Below are 20,201 nucleotides of genomic sequence, written 5' to 3' on the forward strand. Positions count from 1 at the left end.
AAGGTGCCCGTAGGGCGGATGAGGGGGCGCCTAGCACGAATCTCGCTATTTCACCAAGTCCTGCAAAATCTCCAGCACCGGGCTTTCCATCACTCTCCCCGTCACGACATCGGCAATCCCCTGATCGGTCTGGTGCGGACCGGCATTGCAGGCCAGCGTTGCGCCGAAACAGGCCTTGAAGACGCGGTAGGGCGGTTTCCAGTCGACGATCTTGTCCATGGCCTTGCGGATGCCGGCGAAGGCCGAAGCGGTGTCCTTCAGCGAGGCGCCGGTCACCAGGCCGGAGAGCGGCAGCGGAAGGATCGCTTCGATCTTACCGTCCCTGGCGACCGCCATGCCGCCGCCGGCTGATATGACGGCGTTGGCGGCGAGCGCCATATCGCGGGCATTGCCGCCGAAGACGGTGAGGTTGTGGCTGTCATGCGAGACGGTGGTGCAGAAGGCGCCGCGCCATTCGCCCCAGCCGGTGAGGAAGCCGATGCGCGGGACGCCGTCGGCCTTGCCGTGGCGGTGGGCGACGGCGATCATGGCGCTGCCGGCCGGCGGCACGACGAAGCCGTCCCGGACCTCCGTTTCGGCCTCCCCCCATTGGGTGAAGCGCGGGCGGTCGATGGTGGCGACGCGGACGCGCGCGCCTTCGGATGGAATGAGGAAGTCATTTTCGACGAGTGGCGGGAGCTTCAGCGAATTTTCAAGCGGTGCCGTATCAAGCCGCTGGACGGCCGCCTCCATGCTGCCGTTGCGGGCGACGATGCGGCCGCCTGAGATGACCAGCCGCGCCCGGAATTCCGTGAGATCGTCGAAAAGCACGAGATCGGCGCGACGGCCGGCGGCGACAAGACCGAGGTCGGAGCGCTTCAGCCGCTGTGCCGCATTGAAGGTTGCGGCGCGGATCGCCCATTCCGGCTGCATGCCGTAGCGCACCAGCCGGCGGGCGACGTCGTCGAGGCCGCCGCTTTCGTAAAGTTCATCGGGAAAAACGTCGTCGGTGCAGAGCGTGACGGTGGGCGGCAGGTGGCCGAGACCGTTCAGCACCTCGACGAATTCTTGCAGCAGATGGTCGTGCGAGCCGCGCAGTTCGATCGTCAGACCGGCGGCAAGCTTGGCGGCGACATCGGCACCGGAGGTGAGTTCGTGGTCGGAGGTGACGCCAGCCGCCATGAAGGCGTTGAGATCGGCGCCCTCGAGACCGCGGGCATGGCCGCAGACGAGCTTGCCGGAGGCAAGGCCGGCATTGACGATGGCGCTCATACGGGGATCGCCGTCGATGACGCCGCGCATGTTCATGACTTCGGCAACGCCGCCGACGGCGGAAGAGCGCAGCATCTCGGCGATGACAGCGGCATCGAAATCGGCGCCGGCAATTTCCAGGCCGGGTGCCGACGGCACGCAGGAGGGGGCAAGCAGGATCATACGCAGCGGCAGCGCGCGTGCGGCCTCGATCGCCCAGCGCACACCGTCGAGGCCATGGACGTTACCGAATTCATGCGGATCCCAGACGACCGTGGTGACGCCGCGCGGCAGCACGGCGCTCGCATATGCGGCGGGAGTGACCATCGAACTTTCGACATGCATGTGCGTGTCAATCAGGCCCGGCGTCACGATGCTGTCTGTCGCATCGACAATCTCGAGGGCATCTGTGCGGCTTGCCGGGGCATGGACGCTGGCGATCAGCGCGCCGACGAGGCCGATATCGGCCTTCCGGATCAGGCCGGTCACCGCATCGAGCAGCCGGCCGCCGGTTATCAGCACGTCGAAGGGGGCATCGCCGCGCGCAGCCGCAACGGTGCGGGCGCGCAAAGCGGGATCGTTGAGATCGGCCGGTTCCTGGCGAGGGGTGGCGTTCATTTGCGGGCCTCGTTGACCAGGGCGGCGAGAATGATGGCGCGCGCCCTATCGGCATCGATGTCGGCGGCGAATTGGGCGTTGAAGGCCGCATGCGTGGCACGAGTCTCGACGACGGTGCGGCCACGGGTGAGGGCGCCCTGAAGTTCGACGTCGATGCGCGCGGGGCGGAAGGTGACGATGTCAGGGGCGATGAAGGCGACGGCGGCGGATGGATCGTAGATCGCCATTCCAGGGCGGCCGCGGCTGGTGCCGATGCCGATATAACCGGAAAACATATCGGCGATCAGTTCGGCATTGGCGCCGCCGGCATGGCGCACCGGCTCGGCATCCTCCGGCCTTGCCAATACCTTGCGGCAGAGGTCGAGATCGACCATGCGCAGCGGCAGGCCATGGGCAATGACGATCGCAAGCGCCTCGGGATCGGCAAGCGCGTTGAATTCGGCAGATGCCGTGTGATTACCTGATGTGACGCCGCCGCCCATCCAGACGAGGTCGTCGATGCGGGTGGCGAGATCGGGGCGGGCGAGCGCCACGGCAGCGATATTGGTGAGCGGCCCGAGCGCCAGGATGCGGTGCCGGCCCTGGCCTTCCAGCCAGCGGCAAAGTGCTGCGAAGACATCGCTTTCGGCAAGAGTAGGCGCCTCCGGCAGGCCTTTGCCTGATGTCGGGATGCCGGTTTTTCCGAGAATCGCCTGCGCGGTTTCGAGCTTGCCGAGAACCGGCATGGCGCGGCCGGTATGAATGGGGAACGTCCAGCCGAAGGCACTGGCGGCGCCGGCTGCATTCATTATGACTTGCGGCAGCGGCGTATTGCCGAAGACCAGCGAGACGCCGTCGATCTCATATTCCGACTGCCCCACCACCAAAATCGCGGCGATGTCGTCGAAGCCCATGTCCGTGTCGATCCAGACGCCCATGATTTCACCCGAACCGTTTGAGGTTGGCCGCGCCGGCGACCGGCAGGTCGAAGGCGAGTGCACTGCCGATGTCGTGCGGCGGCAGGCCCGCATCGATTTCGGCCTTGATGGGCCCGAGCGGCGTATCGAGGAGGTATTCACGGGTGTTGCCGGCGAAAGACGTGCCGCGCACGGTGCCGTGAAATTGACCGGAGCCGAGGATCACCGCGCGCGGACGCCAGGCCAGGCCCGCCGCGGAATCCGGCGCCGCGCCGGAAAGTGCGACCGGGCCGTTCGGCGTCGTAAGCTTTCCGTCCTTCAGCGCGAAGACATTTTCAAAGCCGACGAAATCGGCGACGAAGGCGGAGGCCGGGTTGTTGTAGATCTCCTCCGGCGTGCCGATCTGCTCGATGCCGCCGTTCAGCATGACGACGATGCGGTCGGCGAGCGCCAGGGCCTCCACTTGGTCGTGGGTGACGAAAATCATCGTGACGCCGGTCTCCTTCTGCACGCGCTGCAATTCGGCGCGCATCTCCAGGCGCAGCCGGGCATCGAGATTGGAGAGCGGCTCGTCGAGCAGCAGGACTTTCGGCTCCATGACCATCGAGCGGGCGAGTGCCACGCGCTGCTGCTGACCGCCGGACAGTTCGGCGGGCTTGCGGCCGGCGAAGGCGGTCAGACCCACGGATTTCAGGCCGGCGCCGACGCGGGCTTCAAGATCGGCGCCCGAAATGCTCTTGAGCCGCAGGCCGAAAGCGACGTTCTCATAAACGGTTAGATGCGGAAAGAGCGCGTAGGATTGGAAGACGAGGCCGACGGCGCGCTTGTTGGCGGAGACGCGGGTGATATCCGCGCCGTCGAGACCGATGCGGCCGGAAGCCGGCGTCAGCAGGCCGGCAATGGCGCGCATCGTCGTCGTCTTGCCACAGCCGGAGGGGCCAAGGAGCGCGACCAGTTCGCCCTTGCCAATCCCGAGATCGAGATCCTTCACCGCAACCGTATCGCCGTAGGCGAGGGTCAGCTTGGCGAGTTTGAGATAGGCATCAGACATAACGCGAAAATCCCAAGAAGCGTTCGGCGAGGAAGACGATGCCGATCGAGAGGAAGGCGAGAAGGGCGGAGAGTGCCGCGATGGACGGGTCGTAAGTGGTTTCCATGTAACCCAGCATGTCGATCGGCAGTGTGCGCACACCGGGGCCGGAGAGGAAGAGCGAGACCGGCACCTGATTGAAGCTGGTGACGAAGCCGAGGATGAAGGCGGCCAGAATGCCGCCGCGGATATTCGGCATCACCACGCGGAAGAAGGCGCCGAGCCTGGACGAACCGAGCAGGACAGCCGCTTCCTCGATATCCGAACGCAGATTGTCGAGGCTCGCGGAGACAACGCGCACGGCGTAGGGAAGCACGAGGGCCGCGTGGGCGAAGAAGAGGGCGAGTGTGATGTTGAAGCCAAAGGGCACGACAAGATAACGCAGCAATGCCAGGCCGACGATAATGCCGGGAACGATGATCGGCAGCGAAACGACCGTGCGGACGGTCTCGGCCCCAGGCAGCCGGTAACGCGACAGGGCGTAGGCGGCGGGGATGCCGAGGACGAGGGCTGCGAGCGTTCCGAAGACGGCGAGGAACATCGACATGGCGAAGCTGTCGCGGAAGCTTTCAACGGTGAAGACCTTCGTCACCCAGCGCAGCGACAGGCCCTGCGGCGGGAAGGCCAGCGTATCGCCTGCCGAGAGCGAGGCGGCAATGATGATCAGGAACGGGCCGATCAGGAAGACCAGCAACAGGAAGAGCACGATGGGCGAAAACAGGCGGAGGGTCATCGGCGGTTCCTCGCCGTCGCGAGGCGTTTGAGCAGGATATTGGCGGCAAAGCTCATGACGATCAGGATGAAGGCGATGACACTTGCCGAGACGAAATCATTTGCAACGGAAACCTGCTGGTACATCAGGGTTTCGAGCATCAGCACCTTGGAACCGCCAAGCACGGCGGGGGTGATATAGGCGGTCAATGATCCGGTGAAGACAAGTGTGCCGCCGATGACGAGCCCTTCGCGGGTCAGCGGCAGAACGACCTTCCAGAAGACCTGGAACCAGTTGGCGCCAAGCACACGCGCGGCGGGGATCGCATCCCTCGGCATGTTTTCGAGGGCGCTGATCAGCGACAGGATCATCAGCGGCAGGAAGAGCTGCAGCAGACCGATGAAGACGGCTGTTTCGGTGAACAGCAGGCGCAGCGGTTCGGCACTGAAACCCAGGCCTGTGATCGCCTGGTTGACGATGCCGGTGCGGCCGAGAATGACGATCCAGGCATAGGTGCGCGCCACCGGCGAGATCATCAGCGGCAGGGTGACGAGGCCGATCATCCGCCCTTTGCCCTTCGCCGGCAGGTTGACGATGGCGAAGGCTGCGGCATAACCGATGACGGCCGAGGCGGCGGTGACTTCGAGGCCGAGCCGGAAGGAGCGCAGGAAAACGGTGCGGTTCAGCGTCCCGGAAAAGAAATCGGTATAGGCCGACAGCGTCCAGCCGCCACCGGCGCGGAAGCCCTCCGACAGCAGGATTGCGACGGGCAGCAGAAAGACCAGTGTTGCAAAGACGGCTGCCGGCAGGGCAAGCGCCAGGGCTTCTGCGCGGTTCTGGAACATAAGGCGCCTTTCGATCGATGGGATCGCGGTTCCGGCAGGGGGCGCCGGGACCTGTCTTCACTCGGGGAGCTTACTGGCCGACCTTTTCGTTCCAGCTCTTCAGCCAGCCGGCGCGGTTGTCGAGGGCGATGGCGGACGGAATGAGCTTGAGGCTCTTGGCGGTTTGTTCGCCATAGGTGAGATTGTTGGCCGCCGCTTCGGAAAGCTTGACCTCGCTGTTTGCGGGGCTGTCGATCAGCTTCTCGGCGAGTTTGGTCTGGGTTTCGGTCGAGAGCCAGAAATCCATGAACTGCAGGGCGAGATCCTGGTTCTTCGAACCCTTGGTCAGCACTAGCACGTTCATGCCGCCGGTCTGACCCTCTTTCGGGGTTGCCCAAGCAACGGGTACATCGAGCTTGGTGAACCCAGCCCAGGAGAAGCGGCCGATGGGAGCCGCCCATATTTCCTCCTGCTGCATCAACTGCACGAGCTGGGAGGATTTTTCGTAGAAGGTGACAATGTCGTCCTTCTTCTCGCCCAGTGCCTCGATCGGCCCCTTCAGATCCGGCGTGTCCTTGCCGAGCGCCAGGCCCAGCATATAGAGTGCCGGCGGGCCCTGATTGGTGGTGACATTGGGGAAGGCGACATGGCCGACATATTCCGGCTTCAGGAGATCGGCCCAGGAGTCGATCTTCATCTTGTCGGAGCGGTAGGCGATCGAGGTGGCGTAGAAGGTATAGCCGACACTCATGCCGTCGCCGTTCGGGTCCTTGGCGATGTCGTACAGCTTGGCGAAATTGGAGAGTTTTGCAGTATCGACCTTGTCGATCAGGCCAGCGCGCGCGGCGGCCAGCGCATCGGCCATCGAAACGGCGGCGAGATCGACGACGGGACTGGCTTTGTTGGCTTCCATTTTGGCCAGGCGCTCGACGCTGTTGCCGGTCTCGACCACCAGCTTGCAGCCGCATTGGGCTTCGAAGGGGTCGTAGACCAGCGCCTTGAAATCGTCCTGGGCGAAGGCATAGACGGAAATGGTCAGCGTCCGTTCGGCGGCAGCCGCACTCAACGGCGATAGCGCCGCAAGCGCCACCGAAGCAATGAGAGCTTCTTTCATCTTACATGTTCTCCATCTCTGAGGTTTTTAATGCCAGGTTCACAAGGCCCGGATGATTGGCGGACGATCAATTGCATGGCGACACGTTCGATCTCCGCGGTGACGAGCATGCCCTCCCGGGCGCTGCTTTTGCCTATCGTATCCGCCAGGGCTGACACGGCAATCCCGGCAATCCGGTCCATGTCCATCCTGACCGTCGTCAGGGACGGCGTGACAACGGGCGACCAGATAAGGTCGTCGAAGCCGGTGACGCTGACATCGGCGGGAACGTTGATGCCGGCCTGTTGCAGTTCCGTCAGCGCGCGCAGCGCCTGCAGATCGGAGAGGGCCGCGAAAGCGGTGAAACCCTGCTTCACCCTTTCGGCGAGGCCGAGCGGACAGCCGCTGCCGCCATCCCGCTCCAGCTCGTCGATCCACAGGGTTTCAGCCTGCATAGCCGGGCGCAGACCGGCGCGGATGCCGCCGGCGCGGTCGTTCTGAACGCTGGATTCCCGGTTGTTGCCGATGATGAGGATGCGCTGGTGGCCGAGACCGGCGAGATGGACGGCGATTTCACGCCCGCCCTGCCAATGATCGGCGGAAACCGTGTTGCCCGGTGTCGAAGGCGTGTCGATGACGGCGACCGGACAGGCGACAGACGAAATGCGGGTGGCGCGGCGGGGGATGACGACCATGCCATCGACGCCGCGTTCGACCAGGCGGTTGATCGCCTCGACCTGGGTGGCGGCATCGCCGCGGGAATCCGCGATCAGCACGCCATAACCCGCGGCGGAGGCAGCGAATTCGATCGCCTGCGCGATCTTCGGGAACAGAGGATTGGCGATATCGGGCAGCACAAGGCCAATAACACCGCTGCGGCCTGTCCGGAGCGCGCGGCCGGCCTGGCTCGGGACATAACCGAGCTCGGCGGCATGCTCGCGAATTCTTTCGACCAACTGGCCGGAGACCCGGCCTTTGCCGGAAAGCGCATTGGAGACCGTGGCAATGGAGACGCCGAGCGAGGTCGCTATCCTGCTGAGGTTCGGTCCCGGGCGCGATGAAGTCATGAATCAGGCTGCCTGATTAATCGTTTAATCAGTCCTATATCAGCCGCCGCTGCTTGTCGAATCCAAATTCCTTTGTTGAGCAATTATCCAATGCAGAGCCGGCATGCAAAAAGCCCCGCGAGACGATCGCGGGGCTTCGTATTTCCAGAAAGGCGGCGAGCCGATCAGCTCTTGGCCTTTGCCGGCTCAGGCTTCACCGACACGGTGGTCCTGCCGCCGGGCGCGTAGCCGCCACCGACTGCGATGTTCAGCGAGACGTAGTCCTTGGCCATTTGCTGGACTGCCTGGGCAAGGCTTGCCTGGGCGAGCGAAACCTGGCGCTGCGCGTCGAGAACGTCGAGCAGCGAGGAGGCGCCGTCCTTATAGGATGCTGTGGAAAGTTCGAGCGTTTCCTGCGTCGTCTTTACCTGGGCCTGAAGGGCAGAGACCGTGCGGGCATCGCGCCGGACGGCGGCGAGCGCGTTCTCGACCTGCTCGACGGCGGTCAGCACCGTCGACTTCCAGTTGAGGTAAGCGGTCGCGGCTTCAGACTGTGCCGACTTGACGTTGGCGCGCAGGCGGCCACCATCGAGGATCGGCAGGTTCAGCGTCGGGCCGAAGGACCAAGGCGTCAGGGCGCCATGGACACCTCTTTGGTTGATATAGGAGGGCGAGATCGAGCCGCTGAGCGAGATGCTCGGATAAAGCTGCGCCTCGGCAACGCCGATATTGGCTGTTGCGGCGGCGAGGTCACGCTCCGCGACGCGAATGTCGGGACGGTTGCGGATCAGGTCTGCCGGGATGCCGGAGTTGATGCCGCCGCGGAAGACCGGTTGCCCACCGCCCCTCAGCAGTTCGTTGACAAGAGCCGAGGCCGGCAGGCCGAGCAGCGTGGCGATGTGATGGGCCGATACACGGATATTGGTTTCGAGGCCGGGAATTTCGGCGAGCGTAGACTGTACCAGACCTTCGGCCTGAACGACGTCGAGTCGCGAGGCGGCGCCGGCTTCAAGCTGGAATTTGGTCAGTTCATAGGTTTCCTGACGAGACTTCAGGTTGGCCTTTGAAAGCGCCAGGCGCTGCTGATAAAAACGAACATCGATGTAGCTCGAGACGAGATCCTGCACGAGGGTCAGCTTGGCGACATCGGCGGATGCGTAGGCCGAATCGAGCGAAGCGACCGCGCTCTCGGTGCTGCGCTTATAGAGGCCGAAGAGATCGAGCAGCCAGCTCAGCTGAACATCACCGGCACTGGTGTTGCGCGTGTCGAACTGCGTGCGCAGTTCGCCCTTCTGGCCGCTGATCGTGTGCGAGGCGCCGACGTTGAGGTTCGGCAGGCCGCCTGCGCCGGCGATGGTAACGTTGGCGGACGCCGCATTGATGCGCTCGATCGCCTGCTGGACGGTCAGGTTCTGCTCGAGGCCGGCCTGGACATAGGCGTTCAGCTTGGGGTCCTTGAAAGCGGTCCACCAGGCTGCGGTGGCAACATCGCCGACACTCTTCGTTCCGCCTTCTCCGAATTTGGCGGGCAACGGCATTTCAGGAGGAGCATGATCCGGGCCCACGACGCAGCCCGACAGTAATAATAACAATGCCGGTGTGGCAAAACGAAGAGATACCATTCATTTCTTCCTGTACTCGAGCAAGTCAATTCTTGTCCGAAGCTTCATGCTTCACTATCGGCGCGCCGCGCCTTGTCCCACTTGAAAACACACACCGAAGCAGTCGGGCGCAATGTAGCAATCGGAACAGCATTATCACAGTGCATTTATATCACACAGCTGCCGCATTTTTGCCGCGTGTGGCAAAGATGCGTCGGATGACGACGAAAAAGGACGGCACGAAGAAAATTCCGAGGATCGTCGCCGCCAGCATGCCGCCGAGGACGCCGATGCCGATGGCATTCTGAGCCGCCGAACCCGCGCCTGTGGCGATCGCCAGCGGCACGACACCGAGAATGAAGGCGAGCGAGGTCATGATGATCGGCCGCAGGCGCAATCTCGCTGCTTCCAACGTCGCCTCGTAGAGGCCCATACCACTCTCCATCCGATCCTTGGCGAATTCGACGATCAGAATCGCATTCTTCGCCGCAAGCCCGATCGTGGTGAGCAAGCCGACCTTGAAATAGACGTCGTTCGCCTGGCCAAAAAGCGTTGCCGCTGTCAGCGCGCCGAGAATGCCGACGGGCACGGCCATGATCACAGAGAAGGGAATCGACCAGCTTTCGTAAAGCGCTGCCAGGCAGAGGAAGACGACGAGAACGGAAATCGCATAGAGCATCGGCGCTTGCGAGCCGGAAAGGCGCTCCTGATAGGAGATGCCCTGCCAGGCGACGGTGTAGCCGCCGCCGAGCTGTTCGGTCAGCGCCTCCATTTCGTTCATCGCATCGCCGGAGGACACTCCGGGAGCCGAGGCGCCATCGAGGGGGATGGCGCTGACGGCGTTGAAACGGGCAAGAGAAGGTGCGCCCTTCACCCATTCGGTTTTAGTAAAGGCGGAGAAGGGTACCATTTCGCCTGAATTGTTGCGGGCATACCAGTGATTGAGGTCGTCCGGCTGCATGCGGAAGGGCGAATCGCCCTGAACATAGACCGGTTTGATCTCGCCGTTTAGCGTGAAGTCGTTGACGTCGCGGCCGGTGAAGATGATCGACAGCATCGAATTGACCGAGGCGATGTCGACGCCCATGGCGCCGATCTTTTCCTGATCGAGTACGATGCGCATTTGCGGCTCGACCTCCTTGTTGCTGCTGCGCAGCGCCACGACCTTGCCTGACGAGTTGCCCATCTGAATCAGCCGTTTGGAGGCCGCTGTCAGAGCGTCATTGCCGTGGCCGCCGGTATCGACGAGATACATGGAAAAGCCGCTCGACACGCCGAGACCCTGGATAGCCGGCGGCAGAAGCGCGAAGACCTGCGCCTCGCGCATTGCAAAGAAGCTGCGCAAGGCCCGGCTGACGACCGATTGGGCGCTCAGATTGGGATCGGTGCGCTGCGAGAAATCCTTGAGCTTGGTGAAGACGATGGCGCTGTTCTGTCCGGAGCCGCTGAAGCCGAAGCCCAGGGCGCCGAAGACGGACTCGACGGCATCCTTCTCGTTTTCGCGATAGTAGTTTTCGACCTTCTCGACGACCGCCTGGGTCTGCTGCGTGGTCGAGCCCGGCGGCGTGGTGACGATGGTCAGCAGCACGCCCTGGTCTTCCTGCGGCAGGAAGGAGCTCGGCAGGCGGGTGAAGAGATAGGCGCAGCCGGCGCCGATGATAAGGAAGACCAGCATGACGCGGATCGGCCGCTTCAGGAGGTAGCCGATGGTCCTGACATAACGCTTGGTCGAGCGGGTGAAATTGCGGTTGAACCAGTCGCCGACGCGGTGCTTCCTGTGCTCGCTGACCGGCTTCAGCATCGTGGCGCAGAGCGCCGGCGTCAGCACGATGGCGACGAGCGCCGAGAGCAGCATGGCCGAGACGATGGTGATCGAAAACTGGCGATAGATGATGCCCGTCGAGCCGCCGAAGAAGGCCATCGGAATGAAGACGGCGGTCAGCACGAGCGCGATGCCGACGATGGCGCCGGTGATCTCGCCCATCGATTTTTCCGTCGCCTCGAGCGGCGAAAGCTTCTCTTCGGACATGATGCGCTCGACGTTTTCGACGACGACGATCGCGTCGTCGACGAGAAGGCCGATCGCCAGAACCATGGCGAACATCGTCAGCGTATTGATGGAATAACCGGTCGCCGCCAGCACTGCGAAAGTGCCGAGCAGCACCACGGGAACGGCAATCGTCGGGATCAGCGTCGCGCGCAGATTCTGCAGGAAGACGAGCAGCACCACGAAGACGAGGACGATCGCCTCGATCAGCGTATGCACGACCTTTTCGATCGACAGTTCCACGAAGGGCGTCGTGTCGTAGGGGTAGGTGATCTTCACACCTTCCGGCAGGGTGCGACCGATGACATCGAGGGCGGAGCGTACCCGGGCGGCGGTATCGATGGCGTTGGCGCCGATCGCGAGATTGACTGCAAAACCGCTCGACGGCAGGCCATTGTAGCGCGAACTGCCGCCGTAGCTTTCCTGACCGATCTCGATGCGTGAGACGTCGCTCAGGCGCACTGTCGCGCCGTCCTTTTCGACCTTCAGAATGATGTGTTCGAAATCGGCGACGGTGGTCAGCTGGCTTTGCGCGGTGATGGTGACGTTGAGCTGCTGGCCGGGGATCGTCGGCTGGGCGCCGAGCGAGCCGACCGAGACTTGGGTGTTCTGCGCCTGGATCGCCGCTGTGACGTCGCTCGGCGTCAGCTGATATTTCAACAGCTTGAAGGGATCAAGCCAGACGCGCATGGCGTACCCCGAACCGAAGACGTTGATGCTGCCGACGCCTTCCAGGCGCTGGATCTGATCCTCGATGGAGGTCGACATGATATTGCCGAGATCGACCGAATTGCGCTTGCCGTCGGTCGAAACGAGTGAGCCGACGAGAAGGATGCTCGAGGTCGAGCGCGTCACGCTGATGCCGGCATCGATGACATCACCGGGAAGCTGCGATTGAACGAGCTGCAGCTTGTTCTGCACCTGTACCTGGGCGATGTCGGGATCGATGCTGGTTCCGAAGGTGAGCTGGACGTTGGCCGAGCCGGTCGACGAGGTCGAGGTCATGTAGGTGAGGTCGTCCAGGCCGGTCATGCCGTCCTCGATGATCGTCGTCACAGACTTCTCTACGGTCTCGGCGCTGGCGCCACGATAGGTGGCGTTGATGCGGACCGTCGTCGGCGCGATGTCGGGATATTGCGAAATCGACAGGGTGAAGATCGCCAGCAGACCGGCGAGCATGATGGTGATCGCAATAACCCAGGCGAAAATCGGACGTCGGATGAAAAACTTGGCCATCGGGTTGTTCCTGTGCGGCTGAGACGGTGACGATGCGGACCCGGAGCGATTACTTCGCTGCGGGCTTCTCAGCGTCACCGGCCGCGGGCTGCTCGGCAGGCACGACCACACCGTTGTCATTGATCTTCATCGGAACCGGCTTCACCGGCATGCCTGCCGTCACCGACTGCAGGCCGGTGACGATCAGCTGATCGCCGTCCTTGATGCCTTCGGTCACCAGCCAGGAATTGTTGGACGGCGAGCTGTTCTCGAAGGCTCGGGTTTCGACCTTGCCGTCGGCGGAAACGAATTGCGCCGTCAGCCGGCCATTGGCGTCACGGCTTGTCGCCAGCTGCGGCAGCGCATAACCGGCCTCGGCTCCGAGCTCGACGGTTGCGCGGACATACATGCCGGGCAGGACGACACGATCGGGATTGGGGAAGAGCACGCGGATGATGAAAGTGCCGGTCGTCTCGCTGACGACCTGCTTCGACATGTCGAGCTTGCCCTGCTGGTTATATTCCTTGCCGTTTTCGAGAATCAGATGGAAGGCGACGTTCTCCGCGCCCTTGATATCGCCCGCTGCCATGGCATCGCGCAGCCTTAAGAGGTTGGTGCTCGATTCCGTCAGCGAGATATAGATCGGGTCGAGCTGGCGGATCGTCGTCAGCGCCGTCGTCTGGTTGGCCGAGACGACGTTGCCGACATTGTAGGCGGTCTGGTCGATGATGCCGTCGAAGGGCGCGACGATCTTGGTGTGATCGAGATCGATCTGCGCGGCGGAAAGGGCTGCCTTTGCCGACTCGACTTCGGCCTTCGCCTGAAGAAGCGTCGTCCTGGCTGTCTCGTATTCGATCTGCGTGGCGCCGCTGCCGACGAGGCGCTCGTAGCGTTCGAGATTGCTTTCAGCGCTCGGCACGCTCGCCTCGGCCTTGGCGATCGCCGCCTTGGCCTGCTCGACGGCGGCGATATAGGGCGCATCCTCGATCTGATAGAGAAGGTCGCCCTTCTTGATCTCGCCGCCTTCCCTGAAGGCGATCTCGCGGATAATGCCGCTCACCTGCGGCCGGATATCGGCCGTCTGGAAGGCTTCGGCGCGGCCGGGAAGGATCGTGGTAACAGGAAAACTTGCCTTCTTCAGCGCGACCACGCCGACCGGCGCTGCCTGCTGCGCCGCGCCTGCGCCGGCATTGCCGGCAGGCTTGCCGGCGTTGTCGCTGCAGGCGCCAAGCAAGGCGCCGGCCACCAGGGCCGAGGAGATAAGCAGGGCACGCCGTATCATTTTGAATTTCCTCATGCGGTGGCTATTGCCTTCGATCCATGCGCTCAGCCGAGCCAGCTCAGGCTTATATAGGCGACCAGGATCGCTCTGGCTTCAGGTGCCATTATCCCCGAGTCTAAGAAAAGCTTTACGAAGTGACGTAAGTCAGCAATCGTCACTTAGCAAGCGCTATTTTGCAGTGCGGCATCGACGAAGCTGACGATTTCCCCCGCACGCTGCACCAGTGCCTCCTTGTCGTCGCGGACGATGAGCACGGGATGCAGCACGCAGGCCAGCATATCGGCGACAACATGCGCCGCCCGTTCGGGATCGCCGCAATGGTAACGGCCTTCTGCAACACCTTTGCGGATGATCTCGCCGAGATTTGCCTCGATGCGGGCGCGATAGCGAATGCCGGCTTCGAGTTTGGCCTCGATAGTCGAAAGCACCATTTCAAAGATGTAGGGGCTTTTCTGTATATCCTGCAGATGGCCATCCAGCAGGCGCAGGACGAAGCGGTGGAGTTGCTCTTTCGCGGGCATATCCTGGTCGAGGGGAGCGAAGCGCTCGGCAGCATTGTCGAGATGTCGTCCGGCAATGGCATCCACCAGCGCGACCTTGGAGTGAAAATGCTTGAAGACGTTGGCGGGCGACATGTTGAGCGCGCCGGCGATATCGGCGATCGACACCGCGACGTAGCCGCGCTCGCGAAACAACATCTCCGCCATGCAGAGAATGTCCTGTCGCGTTTCCTCGGCCTTGCGTCTCGGCCTCCTCGCCATCTGCCCCCCGCCGCCGGGCCGTGCCCGGGTTCCTTTTTGCTGATGCTAGCGCGATTGCGCGAAAGCTGCCAAGCCGATGCTCGGCCGGGCGGCTTCGTGTGCCGTCTTTTTTCAAGGGAAATAGCGGGAGAGGTTGTTTCGGACACGGGCAAACGGCGTCTCGCCGCTCTCGTCGGGAACAAAGCGTTCGCCGGTGATCGACTCGTAGGCCTTGATGTAGACGGCCGAGGTCTGCTCGATCAGCTCGACAGGAATTTCCGGGATTTCGTCCTTATAGGGATCGCAACGTTCCGCCACCCAGGCGCGGACGAAATCCTTGTCGAAACTTTCCGGCCGTTTTCCGGCCGCGAAGCTCGCCGGATAGCTTTCGGCGAGCCAGTAACGGCTGCTGTCAGGTGTGTGGATCTCATCGGCGAGGATGATGTTGCCGTCGCCGTCGGTGCCGAATTCGTATTTGGTATCGACGAGGATCAGGCCGCGTTCGGCGGCCATGGCCTGGCCGCGGGCAAAGAGTGCAAGCGCATATCCGGAGAGCGTCTCCCACTGCTCCTTGGTCAGAAGACCGCGGTCGACGATTTCGGCAGGCGTCAGCGGCTCGTCATGACCGCCGTCGAATTCCTTGCTGGTGGGGGTGATGACGGGTTCGGGCAGAATCTGGTTATCGCGCATGCCGTCCGGCAGGCGCATCCCGTACATTTCCCGCTCACCCTTCTTGTAGAGCGTCAGGATCGAGGTGCCGGTGGTGCCGGCAAGGTATCCGCGCACGACGATCTCGACCGGCAGGATGTCGAGCCGCTTGCCGATGACGACATTCGGATCGGGATAGTCGATGACGTGGTTCGGGCAGATGTCCTTCGTCGCTTCGAACCAATAACGCGCGGTCTCAGTCAGCACCTGGCCCTTATAGGGGATGCAGGTGAGGATTCGATCGAAAGCGCTCAGCCGGTCGGTGCTGATGATGATGCGGCGTCCGTCCGGTAGATCGTAATTCTCGCGCACCTTGCCGCGATAATAATTCGGCAATTCCGGGAAATGGGCTTCGGAGAGGATTCGCACGGCGCTCGACTGTCCTTGTGTTGGGGTGAAGGCTTCCTGCTCTAGTTTCATCGCGGGGGAAGTCAAGTCAGGCACCAAGTATCGCATTACAGCCAGAACAGAGCCAGGAGAAACAGAGCCAAGCCGTAACTTACGACGGCGAGCGGCCAGCCGGCGCGCAAGAAGTCGCTGAAGCTGTAGCCGCCGATGCCCATCGCCAATGTGTTGTTGTGGTGGCCGAAGGGGGTCAGGAAATCGAGCGACGCGCCGACGGCGACTGCAATTAGATAGGCGTCGGGCGCATGTCGCCCGGTCTTTGCAAATTCGAGCGCCATCGGCGTCAGCACGATTGCGACCGTTGCATTGTTGACGAAGGGTGTCAGCACCATGGCCAGGAAGAGGGTGAGGGCGATACCGGAGAGCGGCTGGCTGATCGGCACGACGAGGCTCAGCCAGCCGGCGATCGCTTCGGCTGTCCCGGTACTTGCCACCGCCTGGCCGATCGGGATCATCGCCGCGAGCATGATGATGATCGGCCAGTTGATGTCGGCCATCGCCTGGCGGATGTTGAGATGGTTGAGCAGGGCGAGGATGAGCACGACGCCGGCAAAAGCGACCTCGGGATGCAAGCCGGCCGCCGACGCGGCGACGCCGCAGGCAAACAGCGCGAAGGGCCGCCAGGAATGGAGGGGCGGTTCGGCTGAAGCCGTCGGAGCGAGCAGCAGGCACTCGCTTTCCTCCAACGCTTCGGCAATGGCCGTGCGCGGCCCTTCCAGCGTCAAAATATCGCCGATCGACAGCTGCAGGTCGAGGAAGCGGCCTTCGATGCGCGGGGTACGCATGGAAAGAGCAGTGACTGCGATGCCGCGATGGTGAAAGACTTCGAGCGAGCGGACGCGCGAACCGACCAGTGTGCTTTCCGGCATGACGACGGCTTCGACGCTGGCAAAATCAGGCGAGAGACCATGCAGATGGGCGTCGGCGATCAGCGCTTGCGTGGCGGCGAGTTCGACGAAGACCGCATCGGCGCCTTCGGCAAGCAGCACGTCACCGGCTTCGATAACCGACTGGTCGAGCGGACCGAAAACGAAATTGTTGCCCCGGATCAGCGCGTGCGGTTTGATGCCGAAGCGGGCACGACACTCGGAAAGCCGTACGTGGACCAGCGGCGAGACGTCCGGGACGCGACGCTCGACGACGATTCGGCGTGTGCCGTGGGAGATCGATGCCCGCGCTTCGTCAGGTTCGGGAAACAGGCGCCGGATACGAAAGGCCATAAGCAGAATGCCGGCGGTTGCGACCGGTAGGCCGACATAGGCGAAATCGAAGAAATGAAAGCCTGCTCCCGTTGTCCGGGCGAGCGCGTTGCTGACGAGCAGATTGGCCGGCGTCCCGATCAGCGAGACCAGGCCGCCGAGCAGGGCGGCAAAAGAGACGGGCATGACGAGTTGACGGCGAGGGATCGACAGCGCCGTGCCGAGCCGTAGCGCCACCGGTAAGGTAATCGCAAAGGCGCCGATATTGTTCATGAATATGGAGATAAAGCCGGCAAGCGACGAAGCGCCGGATATGACCTTGAAGTGTGACGGTCTTGCGGCCGTGAAACGCGCAGCGAGATTGTCGAAGAGCTTGGCGCGCGACAGCACCTGAACGATCAGCAGGATTTCGATGACGGTAATGACGACGGGACTGGCGAAGCCTGTAAAGATCTGGTCGGCGGGATAAAGCCCGAGTGCATAGCCGGCAAGCAGGCCAGCGACCGCGACGACTTCAATGCCGATGCGCTCGAACGAGAAGAGAACAAGCATTGCCAGCAGAAGGATCAGCAGGGATGCTTGTTCGAACGACATGGGCGGATCCGGTATTTCGTCAACGAATATATATCGCTATTCCGGACCGCTGCACGCTTCCGGATGACATGCGTCGGGCGGACTGTAATCGTTCCGCATCCGCTGTACAGAGGCGCCGACCGGCAAAGATCGAACAATCCTCACTTCTACGGTCGTGCGGGTGCCTGCCACCGGCCGCCGTCGTTGCGCTTCAGAATCGGAGTTGCGAAAACGCCGACGATGCGCGTGATCCATTGCGGCCCGGCGGCAGCGAGGCTTTCGCGCCAGCGCTCGGATTGCAGCATGGCCGCACCGATGACGACGGGTTCGATGCCGCAGGCCGTCAGCAGATTAAGACCCGAGACGATCGATGCGCCGCTGGAAATGACGTCATCGATCAGGCCAACGCGCCGTCCGCTCAGCAGCGGCAGCATGCGCGGATCGATATAAAGACGCTTTTCCTGTGTCGGCGTCGTGATCGAGGATAGGGCAACGGAGAGTTCGTCGCGGTACCAGAATTTACGCGAGGTGCCGAGCGGGACGTAGCGGGCGTGGCCGAGCTTCTGCGCGACGGCCGCGGCAAGCGTCAGGCCGAGCGTCGGCAGGCCGGCGACGACATCGATGCGCATGGGCCGGATCTTTTCGGCGAGATCTTCGGCCAACGCATCAAGCACGGCGAAGCTTGCCTGGTTGACGATCAGCGAGGCGAGGGCATGTTCGCCATCAGCCAGCACACGGATCGGCAGGCAAAGCTGGCGTCCATCTTCCAGTGCGGCGATGTAAAAGGAGGTGAACTCTCGATCGTCGGGAAAGGTGCCGGGCGGATGGATTACCTGCCAGAAGTCGTGCGGCGCCATCTCCGTCATATCCGTCAACGTCTTGCCCTCTCCATGCCGGTGCTCCGGCGCAGCGCCTGCAATTCCCCCTCGGTCAGCGCGCGCACGGCACCTTTCGGCAGTTCGCCGAGTTCGAGCCCTCCGATTGCGACCCGCACGAGGCGCAGACATTCGGCCCCGAGCGCCTCCAGCATCCGGCGGATCTGGCGGTTGCGGCCTTCATCCAGCTCGACCTCGATCCATGAGTTCCTGTCACCCTGGCGAAGGCGTCGCGTTGCAGTCGCCGTCAGCACCTCGCCATCGTGGCGGATGCCCGACGTCATTGCGGCGATTTCCTCGTCGTCCAAAAGCCGGCCGATCTGGACATGATAGGTCTTGGTCACATGGGTGAACGGATCGAGCAGGATCTGGGCGAATTCCGTGTCGTTGGTGAAAAGCAGCAGGCCTTCGCTCGCCTTGTCGAGCCGGCCGACCGGAGAGAGGTGCGGGATGTCGAAATCTCTCAGGCAATCATAGACCGTCGGCCTGCCTTCGGGATCGTGGCGGGTGGTGACGAGCCCGCGCGGCTTGTTGAGCATCAGATAGATTTTTGCCTCGGCGGCGATGGGGAGGCCGTCGACGCTGATCCTGGCCGTCGCAAGATCGACCCATGCAGCGGCATCGCTAATTGTGCGGCCGTCGACGGCGACGCGACTTTCGGCAATCAGCCGTTCGGCTTGGGTGCGAGAGCAGTAACCGAGCTTGGAAAGGGCGCGGGGAAGGGTGACCCGCTTGCCTGCGCCGGCGGCAGGTTTCGGCCGCTCGCGCGTTTTATGCGATGGGCGCCGGTCCCTCATCTGCTATCCTTGTGCTGCTTCGATGCCGTTTCTTGGCATGAACGGCGCAAGGATTCCAGCTTGGCGAACTATATCTAGGGAACGATGGGGCCACAGACTGCCGTCCGCGCTTCTGACAAAGCACCGTCACGGCATGAAGAGTTACGCTGTCTCAGCGGCAGGCCATGAAACCGGCCAGCTCCTTGCGGCTGACGACGATGCCGGCAGCGGCTTTCACAGGGTCGGGATGCGTATAAGATAGGCTTGGCATTTCCGGCAGTTCGAGTGCCTGACGCATGTTCATGATGCCGACCGCGTAACGGCCGTTAACGCCATCGACGCTGACTTCAATGATGCAATTGGCCCTCTTGTTTTCCATGCTGTCCTCCCTTTCATTTTTTTATGGTCCCTTGCTTGCATTAAAAATTGGTTTTTCTAAGACATAAGCATTTACGCACCTTGCCGAAAAACGGATCGGCGGGTGCGTAAAAAGTATGATTTTTAAGTGGCTGCGGCAGGCTCTAGCGCCACCAATGGCGATGCTGCGGCTGCGGGCTGCCGGAAAGCAGATATCCGGCGAGGAATCCAATGGCGCCTGCAAGCACCAGCGCCGTCGTCGTAGCGGCTGGATGCTCACGGGCAGCACCGGCAGCAGCGGCCCCTTCGGCCCTGATCTGGGCGACGGCATTCTTGGCGCGGGGCAAGGCCTCATCATAAGCCTTGCCGGCGCGGCCGCGCACTTCGTAATAGGCTTCGGCGCCCTGAGCGGAAATCATTTTCTGCAGGCGGGATACTTCCTGCTGGAGCGCAGCAATGTCCTTGCTGACAGATGCTCTGATATCGTCGGTGTTGGCAGGCATGTCGGTCTCCTTTCCTCGATGGGAAAGAGAACACTCAAGACGGCGATAGGTTCCGAAATGCAGGTCGTTGATTTGTGACGGAAATTCAAGGCCTGGGACCGGAAGCGTTTTAATCCTCCGTTAACCATAAATTCGCTCAAGCCGCTGTTTTTCTGTCATCTTTCGCTAGTTGAAAGCGGGTTTCAGATGATTTTTTTATCGACTGGTAAAAGAATTTTCGAAAATCTGCTCCGAAAACGCCGGCTGTGGATAAAAGCCTGCGTAAAAACGCATGCCGAATCAATCTGTTACAAAAATGTCAAAAAACTTTTGGTATGGCTGTTGACTTGGAAAAGGGGTTGGTTCTATAAGCCCACTCACTGAACGAGGGCGGCGGCGCTGCTGGCGACGAAGTCTCTCGCTCTAAAGAAA

At 62.3% G+C, this 20,201-nt stretch carries 16 protein-coding genes and 1 pseudogene; all 17 read right to left on the reverse strand.

Annotated features, from left to right (window positions below; translation table 11 throughout):
- Positions 1-45: 45 nt before the first annotated feature.
- The 17 genes and pseudogenes from GGI60_RS20405 to GGI60_RS20485 all read right to left on the reverse strand — a co-directional run bounded on the left by GGI60_RS20405 (position 46) and on the right by GGI60_RS20485 (position 19,790).
- Positions 46-1,848: an adenine deaminase gene (locus GGI60_RS20405; RefSeq protein WP_183918171.1), complete on the reverse strand. Its 1,803-nt coding sequence runs from the start codon at positions 1,846-1,848 to the stop codon at positions 46-48.
- Positions 1,845-2,765 (reverse strand): nucleoside hydrolase, encoded by a 921-nt coding sequence (locus GGI60_RS20410; protein ID WP_183918174.1) that lies wholly within the window; start codon positions 2,763-2,765, stop codon positions 1,845-1,847. Before GGI60_RS20410 ends, GGI60_RS20405 begins: the two co-directional genes overlap by 4 nt.
- 4 nt (positions 2,766-2,769) lie before the next feature.
- A complete protein-coding gene (locus GGI60_RS20415) occupies positions 2,770-3,795 on the reverse strand; it encodes an ABC transporter ATP-binding protein (RefSeq protein WP_183918176.1) in 1,026 nt (341 codons plus the stop codon).
- Entirely contained in the window at positions 3,788-4,567 is a 780-nt protein-coding gene (locus GGI60_RS20420) for an ABC transporter permease (protein ID WP_183918178.1), read from the reverse strand. Before GGI60_RS20420 ends, GGI60_RS20415 begins: the two co-directional genes overlap by 8 nt.
- On the reverse strand, positions 4,564-5,391 hold the full coding sequence (locus GGI60_RS20425; protein ID WP_183918180.1) for an ABC transporter permease: 828 nt from the start codon (positions 5,389-5,391) through the stop codon (positions 4,564-4,566). Before GGI60_RS20425 ends, GGI60_RS20420 begins: the two co-directional genes overlap by 4 nt.
- 70 nt (positions 5,392-5,461) lie before the next feature.
- Positions 5,462-6,484, reverse strand: coding sequence for an ABC transporter substrate-binding protein (locus GGI60_RS20430; RefSeq protein ID WP_183918182.1), 1,023 nt, complete (start codon positions 6,482-6,484; stop codon positions 5,462-5,464).
- A gap of 1 nt (position 6,485) precedes the next feature.
- A pseudogene (locus tag GGI60_RS20435) lies at positions 6,486-7,530 on the reverse strand (LacI family DNA-binding transcriptional regulator).
- Between the two features lie 164 nt (positions 7,531-7,694).
- Positions 7,695-9,131 (reverse strand): efflux transporter outer membrane subunit, encoded by a 1,437-nt coding sequence (locus GGI60_RS20440; RefSeq protein WP_183918186.1) that lies wholly within the window; start codon positions 9,129-9,131, stop codon positions 7,695-7,697.
- A gap of 151 nt (positions 9,132-9,282) precedes the next feature.
- Positions 9,283-12,393: an efflux RND transporter permease subunit gene (locus tag GGI60_RS20445; RefSeq protein WP_183918188.1), complete on the reverse strand. Its 3,111-nt coding sequence runs from the start codon at positions 12,391-12,393 to the stop codon at positions 9,283-9,285.
- Positions 12,394-12,442: 49 nt separating this feature from the next.
- Entirely contained in the window at positions 12,443-13,654 is a 1,212-nt protein-coding gene (locus GGI60_RS20450; protein WP_183918190.1) for an efflux RND transporter periplasmic adaptor subunit, read from the reverse strand.
- A 158-nt stretch (positions 13,655-13,812) separates the two neighbouring features.
- Positions 13,813-14,415 carry a TetR family transcriptional regulator gene (locus tag GGI60_RS20455; protein ID WP_183918192.1) on the reverse strand — a complete coding sequence of 201 codons (603 nt, stop codon included), beginning with the start codon at positions 14,413-14,415 and terminating at the stop codon, positions 13,813-13,815.
- 111 nt (positions 14,416-14,526) lie between these two features.
- Positions 14,527-15,471, reverse strand: a complete 945-nt coding sequence (locus GGI60_RS20460; protein ID WP_183918235.1) for a phosphoribosylaminoimidazolesuccinocarboxamide synthase — start codon at positions 15,469-15,471, stop codon at positions 14,527-14,529.
- Positions 15,472-15,557: 86 nt separating this feature from the next.
- A complete protein-coding gene (locus tag GGI60_RS20465; RefSeq protein ID WP_183918194.1) occupies positions 15,558-17,300 on the reverse strand; it encodes an SLC13 family permease in 1,743 nt (580 codons plus the stop codon).
- Between the two features lie 146 nt (positions 17,301-17,446).
- Entirely contained in the window at positions 17,447-18,136 is a 690-nt protein-coding gene (locus GGI60_RS20470) for a phosphoribosyltransferase (protein ID WP_183918237.1), read from the reverse strand.
- 14 nt (positions 18,137-18,150) lie between these two features.
- Positions 18,151-18,951 carry a pseudouridine synthase gene (locus GGI60_RS20475; RefSeq protein WP_183918196.1) on the reverse strand — a complete coding sequence of 267 codons (801 nt, stop codon included), beginning with the start codon at positions 18,949-18,951 and terminating at the stop codon, positions 18,151-18,153.
- A gap of 151 nt (positions 18,952-19,102) precedes the next feature.
- Positions 19,103-19,309, reverse strand: a complete 207-nt coding sequence (locus GGI60_RS20480) for a hypothetical protein (protein WP_009987986.1) — start codon at positions 19,307-19,309, stop codon at positions 19,103-19,105.
- A 142-nt stretch (positions 19,310-19,451) separates the two neighbouring features.
- Positions 19,452-19,790 (reverse strand): hypothetical protein, encoded by a 339-nt coding sequence (locus GGI60_RS20485; protein WP_097583847.1) that lies wholly within the window; start codon positions 19,788-19,790, stop codon positions 19,452-19,454.
- Between the last annotated feature and the right edge of the window lie 411 nt (positions 19,791-20,201).

Source organism: Rhizobium lentis, from assembly GCF_014200175.1.
Classification (GTDB): domain Bacteria; phylum Pseudomonadota; class Alphaproteobacteria; order Rhizobiales; family Rhizobiaceae; genus Rhizobium; species Rhizobium mulingense.